We start from the raw sequence: 9,327 nt of genomic DNA, 5'->3' as shown, positions 1-9,327 counted from the left end.
TCGACCAGCTTTCGCCGCAGACGACGAGCGGGCGCGGGTCGGGCGGCATGCCGGTCGTGCTGTTGAACGGGCGGCGCATCACCGGATTTCGGGAGATCCGCGATCTGCCGACCGAGGCGATCGCGCGGGTCGAGATCCTGCCCGAGGAAGTCTCCCTGAAATACGGCTATTCGGCCGATCAGCGCGTGGTGAATTTCGTGCTGCGGCCACGCTTCCGCGCGATGATCGGCCAGGCGGGCGGGGGCTTCGCGACCGAAGGCGGGGGGGCGAATACCAACCCGGAGGCCAATTTCATCCGCATCCGCCGCGACGAGCGGCTGAGCGTCAACCTGCGCTATCAGGCCAACGCCAAGCTTCGGGAAAGCCAGCGCGACGTCGTATCGATCGCGAGCGGCGAGCCGTTCGATCTGACCGGAAACGTCACCGCGCCGCGCGGATCGGGATCGCCCGAGATCGATCCGGCATTGAGCGCGCTTGCGGGTGAAAGCGTGACGATCGCGGGCGTGCCGACGACGGGCGCGAGCCTGGCCGACTTCGCCGCGACCGCGAACCAGCCCAACCGGACCGACATCGCGCGCTACCGCACGCTGCGCGGATCGTCGCAGCAGATCAGCACCAACATCGTCTATTCGCGCCCCGCCTTCGGCCGCACGACCGCGACGGTGAACGGCAGCTTCGCCTATACGGACACGAATGCGCTGACCGGCCTGCCGGGGGTGAGCCTGACGCTGCCCGAGGACAGTCCCTTTTCCCCCTTTGCGGGGCCGGTGGCGGTATCGCGTTACCTGTCGACCGATCCGCTGCGCCAGCGCGGCCGCACGATCGACGGCCATCTCGGCCTCGGGCTGAGCGGCGACCGGGGCGACTGGCGCTGGAACCTGATCGGCAATTACGACCGGGGCGAGAACCGGACCCGGACCGAGCGCGGCTTCGACACGAGCGCGCTGCAGGACGCGATCACGGCGCTGGACCCGGCGGTCAATCCGTTCGGGCCGCTCTCCGCCGGGCTGATCGGGGGGATGCGCGTCGATCGGGCGCGATCGACCTCCAACAGCGGTGAATTGCAGGCCGTGGTGGGTGGCCCGATCGCGCGGCTGCCGGCTGGCCCGATCAACACGAATTTCCGCTTCGGCGTCGATTATACCAAGCTCGATTCCTTTTCGCTGCGCAACGGCGTCGCGCAATCGACCGATCTCGACCGGCGCAACGCGAGCGGTCAGGTCAATCTCGACCTGCCGATCGCCAGCCGGCGCAACGGCGTGCTGCCGTGGCTCGGCAATCTCTCGCTCAACGCCAATGCGGGGGTGCGCGACCTGTCCGATTTCGGGACGCTGACCACCTATGGCGGGGGTGCGACATGGTCGCCGATCACCCGCCTCAACCTAATCGGATCCTATACGCGCGACCAGACCGCGCCGACGGTGCAGCAGCTCGGCAATCCCACGGTGGTGACGCCGCAGGTGCGCGTGTTCGACTATATCGCGGGTACGACGGTGGACGTGACGCAGATCGCCGGGGGCAACCCCGCGCTGGATGCGAGCACGCGCCAGACGGTGAAGCTCGGCGCGACGATCAAGCCGTTCACCAAGAACGACATGATGCTGAGCGCGAATTTCGTCAGCGCGCGCACGACGGGCGCGATCGCCAGCCTGCCCGAGCCGACGGCGGATATCGAGGGTGCGTTCCCCGACCGCTTCGTGCGCGACGCGAGCGGGCGGCTGGTGTCGATCGACACGCGCTCGGTCAATTTCGAGCGCGAACGGCGCGACGAGCTGCGCATCGGCTTCAACGGATCGATCGCGCTCAAGTCCATCATGCAGCGCCGCTTCGAGGAATGGCGCGCGGCACGCGATGCGGGCAAGGACGTGCCGCCGCCCTTCCCGATGCCGCAGCGCCGGGGCGGCCGTGCGCCGGGCGCACTGGAAGGCGCGCGTGGCGGGGCAGGGGAAGCCCCCCCCGCCGGCGCACCCGAGGGCGCCCCCCCGCCGCCGCCTCCGGGGGAGGAAGGCGGGCCGCCCCCGGGCGGCGGGTTCGGCGGGCCGGGCGGCTTCGGCGGTCCTCCGGGCGGCGGCCCGGGTCCGAGCGGTGGCCCCCCGGGTGGTCCCGGGGGCGGTTTCGGCGGACCCGGCGGCGGGTTCGGTGGCGGCGGGTTCGGCGGTGGCGGCCGGGGCAGCGGCGGCGGGCGCGTGCAATTTGCGCTTTACGACACCTGGACGCTGCGCAACGACGTGCTCATCCGCCCCGGCCTGCCGGTCATCGACCTGCTCGACGGCGGCGCGGTGGGCGCGGGCGGCGGCACGCCCGAACATAAGGTGCAGGGGCAGCTCGGCTATTCGAACAACGGGCTCGGCGTGCGGTTCAGCGCCAACTGGCAGAGCGCGACGGACGTACGCGGCGGGCCGGGCAGCGCGGTCGGCGACCTGCGCTTCTCGCCGCTCGCGACCGTGGATATGCGCCTGTTCGCCGACGTGGGGCAGATGCCCGCCTTCGTCGGCAAGGGCTGGGCGCGGGGCCTGCGCGTGTCGTTCGCGGTGACCAACATCGCGAATGAGCGCCAGCGCGTGCGCGATGCCAATGGCGAGACGCCGTTGCGCTACCAGCCCGCTTACCTCGATCCCCTCGGCCGGACCGTGATGCTGACCGTGCGCAAACTGCTGTTCTGACGAGCCGGTCGGGCCGTCGTGCTCAGGGTTCGGACTGCTGATCCTCGGTATCCGTGCCATGCGGCTGGGCGTGGCCGTGCTTGCGCAGATAGCGGGCGTCGATACCGGCGATGATCGGCTCGGCCTGGTCCCCGGCCTTGAGGCGGATCAGCGCGTCGATCTTGGCCTCCAGCCGGTCGTCATTTTCCTTCGAGGAGGGCGATCCGACGTAGAGGAAGTAAGCGAGACCGACGACCTGCCACAGCAGCTGGAGGAATTCCGACTGCCAGTTCTCGAACGTGTCGCGGCCCATTTCGACCAGATAGGCGGAGACTTGCGGCGCCTGTCCGTGGTCCGCCGCCTCGTTCACGAAAGCGAACCAGCCGAAGACCCAGTGGGCGATGATCGAGATGAGGAAGAATGCGATCGTGATCCAGGCGTAGGCATATTTTTTGGCGCGGCTCATGGCGTCACCTTTATCGACGCGGTCGCGGATGGACCGCCCCGGCTAAAGCGGCCGTGGGGGCGCTTGTTCCTCCTCTGCCCGGGGTGCTCGGCGTCGCGCCCCCGCTAGGCGCGGATCGAACGCGGCCGCCGTTCCTCGTCCAGCGTCACCACGATGTCGGCATAAGCGGGCATGGTCGACAGGATGTGGCGCGTCAGGCGCTCATAATGACGGATGAATCGTTCGATCTCGGCATCGGCCATTCCGCCGCCACCGTGCGCGCGAAGCGCATGTTCCTGCTGGGTGCGCCAGCGGTGCACGATGTCGAAGCCGGGCGCCGCCAGCAGGACGAGCAGGTCTATGCGGTCGAAGAGCCGCGGATAGTCATCGGCGAGCGCCGCATTGACGAACCGGCGCCACGTCGCGTCGCGGTCCTCCTCCGCTTCGAGCGTATTGGCGGGCGCGACCAGCGCCGCTTCGTCCTGCGGACGCGCGCCGACGCACCAGCCTTCGAGGATCAGGACCTGCGTCGCCGCCGGCGCGAGAGGCCAGGTTTCGGGCGGGTGCCGGTCATCCCGCGCCTTGTCGAACCGGGGCAGCGCCGCCGCCTCGCCGCGCGCGAGTGCGTCGAGCGTCGTCACTCCCAGATCGACATCGTGCGTGCCCGGAACGCCGCGCGTGGCGAACAGCGGATGGATCGCCGCCGCCATGTCCAGGCGTTCGGCCTTCGTCTTGTAGAGATCGTCGAGCGACAGAGTCGCCACGGCCACCCCCCGCCGTTGAAGGGCAGCCGCCAGGGCATCCGCCAGCGTCGATTTTCCGCTGCCCTGCGCGCCGCAAATGCCCAGCACGAGCAATCGGCCGGCGTTCGCGGCCAGCCTTGCGGTCACCGCATTCTCAACGGCAGCCAGGATCGCGGGATCGGTCATGCGCCGACGCCTAACCGATATCCGGCGCGCCGCAAGACAGGCCGGAACGGCAGAGGGGATCGAAATGGACGCGCCCTACCGAACAAGATCGGCTGGCGGTTCGTGCCGTTCCTCTTCCTCTGCTCCATTTTCAACGATCTCGATCGCGTCAACGTCGGCTTCGTCAAGCTGGAGCTGCTCGACGATCTGGTCATGAGCGAGACGGCCTACGGCCTCGGCGCGGGCATCTTTCCTCGGATATGTTGCGTGCGGGGTGCCTAGCTGATGCTGGAGCGGGTCGGTGCGCGCCGCTGGCTGGCGGCGTGCAAATCGAAAAGTTCCCTGGCGCAACGCACAAGTGATTGTAGGACAATTTGACAGATTGGTGCGCAAAAAAACCATAAACCAGACGTTTTAGAGGCTGCAAACGGCGGTCATCATTAACGGCCGGACCGGAAACTCGACTGGGCGAGGGGGGACGCCAACCTGGTGCTACGAAGATATAGGATAACACCTGCCGCAAGCGCGCTTGCCCCGACGGTTGCCATCAGAGTGATAGCGTTTACCGGCCTTCTCGGGTTTGGAGCAGGCATCCTCGGCCTCGCATCGTGGCAAGCGTTTTCGGTTGCTTTTTGGCCCGCTAACGCGCTGGTCGCCGGCCTTATGGTGCGCGATCCTCGCCTGCGCCGTATGCCCGCATGGGTCGGCGCAGCGGCAGGTTATGTCGCGGCCGATCTCAGCTTTGGCCGCCCGTTATCCCTCGCTGCTTTCTTTGCGGCGGCTAACCTGATCAGCGCGGCGACCGCGACATTCCTTCTAATCCAGCTGGACACGCGCGATCTCCGACTGCGCCGCATGCATTCCGTGCTGCGTATCCTTGCTTGTCTGGTGCCGGCAAGTCTTGCGGGGGGGCTGGTCGGGGCGGCCTTGGTCGTGGTCGAATTCGGCGGATCTCCCTGGCAGACGATGATGACATGGCCGGCCAGCGAACTGGCGAACTATCTCGTCGTTCTGCCGGTCTTGCTCACCGCCCCGCCGCCCCGTCGCGCCCTACAATCGAGAGCGGAGCGTAAGAGACCGAGTTTGATATCGCTTTGGCCGGCGCTCGCGCTGGCCGCGTCGAGCGTCGCCGCCGCCCTCTTCGATGGCCCGGGCTGCATCATGTTCCCCGTCCCGGCGCTGCTGTTATGCGCCCTACGCTATCCGGTACCGGTCACAACCATGCTGACGACGGCGCTTGGCGTCGGCGCGCTGATCACGATCGGTCTTGGCATAGTGGATATCGGCCAGGACATGACGATCCCACGCCACGTGGTTTCGGTCCGGATCGCCATCGCCTTTCTTGTCCTCGTGCCCCTGACGATATCCAGCGCCATGGCTGTGCATGACGACCTGCTGAAGCGCGTCCGCGAGGCCGCTGATCACGATGCCCTGACCGGCTTGCTCAACCGCCGGGCGTTCGAAGAGCGCATTCGCGAACGCCTGCGCTCCGAAGACATGGTGGCAAAAGGACTGGCTATCCTTTGGCTCGACATCGATCATTTCAAAGGCATCAATGATCAACACGGCCATCTGGCAGGCGATATGATGCTTCAGACATTTGCAACGGTCGCCAAACAGTGCTGCCGTGAGAATGATCTAATTGGCCGCCTGGGCGGCGAAGAATTCGCATTGTCGGTGGCGGTTCCGGATGCCGAAACAGCACAAGGGGTGGCGGAGCGATTACGCGCCGCCTTCGCCGCACGCACGTTCAACTGGAATGCCGAACCCGTGCGAGCGACGGTGAGCATAGCGGGATGCTTTCTCAAGCGAGTGCCGCCAAGCATGTCCGACCTTCTGCTACAGCTGGACGAAACACTTTACCGCGCAAAGCACAAAGGGCGGAATCGGGTGGAGTGGTTACACCAATAGCGTACCGGTTTCAGTTCGCCATTTATCGCCAAAGCTTGACGTGATCGACCAAGGCCCGAAGCTTCGGGGCGAGATTCCTTCGGTTCGGAAAATAGAGGAAGAAGCCCGGAAACGGCGGGCAATATTCTTCGAGAAGAGAGACCAACTGTCCGGAGGAAACATAGGGCTCGAAAGTCTCCTCCATGCCGAAGGTAATGCCGCCCCCGGCGCAGGCCGTGCGGATCATCAGCCACATGTCATTGGTGGTGATCTCGGGATTGACGGCCACGTCGTACTCGCGTTCTCCTTCACCAAATTCCCAGCGGTAGGGCGCGGTGCGGGGCGCGGGACGCCAGCCGATGCACCGATGCCGCGCCAGATCGGAAGGATGCGAAGGCGTGCCGAAGCGCTCGATATAGGCGGGCGCGGCAACCGCGATCTGGCGCTGCTCGCCCGACACCGGGACGGCGATCATGTCCTGATCGATCACCTCGCCGAGCCGCACGCCCGCATCATAACCCTCCGCCACGATGTCGAACTCCTCGTCCGTGACGGTCACATCGATCTGAACCGCAGGATAGGTGTCCGCGAAGCCGACCAGCAGCGGTCCTGAGAGGAACCGTTCCGCGATCGAGGATACCGCCAGCCGAAGAAGACCGCTCGGCGCGGTGTCTCGATCCGCTACGGCGTCCAGCGCCAGGCCGACCTCGCCCATGGCTGGCGCCAAGCGCGTGAAAAGCTGCTCGCCCGCCTCGGTCAGGCTGACGCTTCTCGTCGTGCGCTGGAGCAGCGCGACACCCAGGCGATCCTCGAGGCGACGAATGGCCTGGCTCACCGCTGGTCGCGTCACACCCAGACGATCTGCAGCCGCACGGAAACTGCGCATCTCCGCGACGGCGAGAAAGACAGAAATTCCGGCGAGGTCGACCGTCATTGGTAATTGCAGATTACCAGTCCGGTCAGGATTGAGCAAATTGTCTGCCCCACATTCGGCTCCTACTTTCGGGCAGCGAAATGAGGAGAGCCGACGATGAAGCTCACTGACTACAAGCTGCTTGGGCGGTCGGGATTACGCGTCTCGCCATTGAGCCTGGGCACCATGACGTTCGGATCAGACTGGGGCTGGGGCGCCGAGAGCGGCGAGGCACGCCGCATCTTCGATCTCTACGTCGATCGAGGCGGCAATTTCATCGACACCGCGGTGAACTACACCAACGGGGCCGCCGAACGCTTCGTTGGGGAGTTCGTCGGCGACAAGCGGGAGCGGCTCGTCCTAGCGACGAAGTTCACGATGGCGCGCGACCCCGGCAACCCCAATTCGGGCGGCAATCACCGCCTCAACATGGTGCGCTCGGTCGAGCAAAGCCTGAGGCAACTCGCCACCGACCGGATCGATCTCCTGTATCTCCACGGATGGGACATGACGACCCGCCCGGATGAGGTGATGCGGGCCCTCGACGACCTCGTCCGATCCGGCAAGATTCTCTACGTCGGCATCTGCAATACGCCAGCTTGGCGGATCGCTGAAATGCAGACCCTCGCCGATTTGCGAGGGTGGTCTCCGTTTGTCGCGCTTCAGATCGAATACAGCCTGGTAGAGCGTACCGTGGAGCATGAGCTCATGCCGATGGCCGCAGCCCTGGGGCTCGGCGTGCTCCCATGGTCGCCGCTCGGCGGCGGCGTGCTGACCGGAAAATATAGCAAGGCGGACATTCAAGATTCACGCGATGCGGCGGTGTCTCCCAGCCGCAAGGGCGTCATCGCCTCATCCGGGCATCTCAACGATCGTTCGATCGAGATCGCGCAAGAGGTTCGCGCAGTGGCCGATGAGGTAGGATCGACGCCGTCCCGGATCGCGCTGGCGTGGACGCTCGCGAACCCTACCGTCGTGTCGCCGGTCATGGGTGCCCGCACCCTGGCACAGGCGGAAGAGAATCTCGGCGCGCTGGACGTGGCGTTGTCGTCGGATCAGCTGGCTCGCCTGAACCAGGTCAGCGAGCCCGATCCGATATTCCCGGCGCGCTTCGTGGAGCGCCCCCTGGTTCAACAGCTCATCTTCGGCGGAGCTGCCGTGGCGCGCCGAGTTTAGGAAAGGAGCTTGTAATGAGACCCCTCCAGCTTCGTGGCGGCCTTGTCCTAGCCAAGCGTGCCCTCATGCTCGCCTCAGCGCTCTTGTTCGCGATTGGACCGGCGGCCCACGCCCCAACCGGAGCGTTCCCCCGTGCCGCCGGCAACGATGCCGTTCCGGAGAAGACCAATAAGGCGATCGTCCAGGCGGCGTTCGAGAAGTGGCGCGCCGGCGGCGACGTCTTTGCGGAGCTTCTCGCACCCGACATCGTCTGGACGATTCACGGCTCCGGCCCGGTCGCCGGCACGTATCGCGGTCTCGAGGACTTCACGCGACGCGCCTCCGCTCCGCTGGTCAGCCGTCTGGCCGGGCCGATAATCCCGGAAGTCCGGAGCATCTGGGCGGACGGAGACGTGGTCATCGTTCGGTTCGATGGATCAGCCACGACCACGTCCGGAGCGCCATATCGCAACCAGTTTGTCTGGATCTTGCGGATGAAGGCCGGCCGAGCGGTCGAGGCGGAGGCTTTTCTGGATCTCGCCGCTTATCAGCGGGTGATCGAGAATAATCGGCCACGCGCGCAATAACCCGGTGGGGGCGTCGGGCGCGGGAGGGAGTGCCACACCCCGCACAACCGCTTCGCGATTGGCGCGCGGCCTGATCGAGCGCGGCTCGCCTGATGCCGCGCCAGATAAGGGCGGCGGACATGTTCTGGCCGTTTAGGCAAGTTTTCCGAAGGATCGGGCGTTCGAGGTTCGGCCTGCTGCGCGTACCCTGGCACGATGTTTCCTCACGGATAGAGCCTGTCGCATGTCGTATCAGCTCGTGGTCAACGGCCACACACATCGGATCGAGGAGGACGGGCAAACGCCGCTCCTGTGGGTGCTTCGCGACACGCTCCATCTCACTGGCACGAAATATGGCTGCGGCATTGCCCAATGCGGCGCGTGCACCGTCCATGTCGATGGCCAGCCCATGCGCTCCTGCTCCCTACCGCTGGAAGCGGCCGCCGGATCGCGGATCGTTACGATCGAAGCGGTCGAAGGACCGGAGGCGGACGCGGTGCTCGCCGCCTGGGTAAAGCGCGACGTGCCGCAATGTGGCTTTTGCCAATCGGGCCAGATCATGAGCGCCGTGGCGCTGCTCCGTGTCAAAAGCGCCCCGACCGACGACGATATCGATCGCGCGATGAGCGGCAACATCTGCCGCTGCGCGACCTACACCCGCATCCGCGCGGCGATCCATGACGCGGCGCGATCCCCGTCCACCCGGGCAAAGACGGCATGAGGTGGCGACGTCGACCTCACGCGGGAACGCCCCGTCGACGCCGGCTGCGGATCGGCTGCCTGCCGCTTCTGGCGCTCATCGTCGCCG

Annotated in this window: 9 protein-coding genes; 6 read left to right on the top strand and 3 right to left on the bottom strand. The window is 66.2% G+C overall.

Features of this window, described 5'->3' with window-relative positions; genetic code table 11:
* Window positions 1-2,663 (top strand): TonB-dependent receptor (locus ACOJSF_RS10295; RefSeq protein WP_420142116.1); only part of this gene is annotated, 2,663 nt, incomplete at its 5' end.
* Window positions 2,664-2,685: 22 nt separating this feature from the next.
* On the opposite strand, the gene ACOJSF_RS10290 is transcribed toward ACOJSF_RS10295, so the two are convergent.
* Window positions 2,686-3,108, bottom strand: a complete 423-nt coding sequence (locus ACOJSF_RS10290) for a DUF6766 family protein (protein WP_420142115.1) — start codon at window positions 3,106-3,108, stop codon at window positions 2,686-2,688.
* A gap of 104 nt (window positions 3,109-3,212) precedes the next feature.
* On the bottom strand, window positions 3,213-3,938 hold the full coding sequence (locus ACOJSF_RS10285; protein ID WP_420142117.1) for a kinase: 726 nt from the start codon (window positions 3,936-3,938) through the stop codon (window positions 3,213-3,215).
* On the opposite strand from ACOJSF_RS10285, the gene ACOJSF_RS10280 reads away from it, so the two are divergent.
* Both ACOJSF_RS10280 and ACOJSF_RS10275 read left to right on the top strand, forming a co-directional pair.
* Window positions 3,867-4,277 carry a hypothetical protein gene (locus tag ACOJSF_RS10280; RefSeq protein WP_420142118.1) on the top strand — a complete coding sequence of 137 codons (411 nt, stop codon included), beginning with the start codon at window positions 3,867-3,869 and terminating at the stop codon, window positions 4,275-4,277. The genes ACOJSF_RS10285 and ACOJSF_RS10280 overlap by 72 nt on opposite strands.
* Before the next feature lie 270 nt (window positions 4,278-4,547).
* On the top strand, window positions 4,548-5,906 hold the full coding sequence (locus ACOJSF_RS10275) for a diguanylate cyclase (protein WP_420142114.1): 1,359 nt from the start codon (window positions 4,548-4,550) through the stop codon (window positions 5,904-5,906).
* A 22-nt stretch (window positions 5,907-5,928) separates the two neighbouring features.
* On the opposite strand, the gene ACOJSF_RS10270 is transcribed toward ACOJSF_RS10275, so the two are convergent.
* The gene (locus ACOJSF_RS10270) at window positions 5,929-6,819 is read right to left on the bottom strand and encodes a LysR family transcriptional regulator (RefSeq protein ID WP_420142113.1); all 891 of its coding nucleotides are present in this window, start codon (window positions 6,817-6,819) and stop codon (window positions 5,929-5,931) included.
* Window positions 6,820-6,915: 96 nt separating this feature from the next.
* Here ACOJSF_RS10270 and ACOJSF_RS10265 point away from each other — a divergent pair, with 96 nt between their 5' ends.
* The 3 genes from ACOJSF_RS10265 (at window position 6,916) to ACOJSF_RS10255 (ending at window position 9,240) form a co-directional block, all read left to right on the top strand.
* Window positions 6,916-7,974 (top strand): aldo/keto reductase, encoded by a 1,059-nt coding sequence (locus tag ACOJSF_RS10265; protein ID WP_420142112.1) that lies wholly within the window; start codon window positions 6,916-6,918, stop codon window positions 7,972-7,974.
* 14 nt (window positions 7,975-7,988) lie between these two features.
* A complete protein-coding gene (locus ACOJSF_RS10260) occupies window positions 7,989-8,540 on the top strand; it encodes a nuclear transport factor 2 family protein (protein ID WP_420142111.1) in 552 nt (183 codons plus the stop codon).
* A gap of 223 nt (window positions 8,541-8,763) precedes the next feature.
* Complete coding sequence (locus ACOJSF_RS10255; protein ID WP_420142110.1) at window positions 8,764-9,240, top strand: (2Fe-2S)-binding protein; 477 nt, start codon at window positions 8,764-8,766, stop codon at window positions 9,238-9,240.
* Window positions 9,241-9,327: the final 87 nt, after the last annotated feature.

It is taken from the genome of Sphingomonas sp. (assembly GCF_048594985.1).
GTDB lineage: Bacteria > Pseudomonadota > Alphaproteobacteria > Sphingomonadales > Sphingomonadaceae > Sphingomonas_I.
Note: the sequence above shows the minus strand (reverse complement) of the source record. Positions and strands in the feature narration are given on the sequence as shown.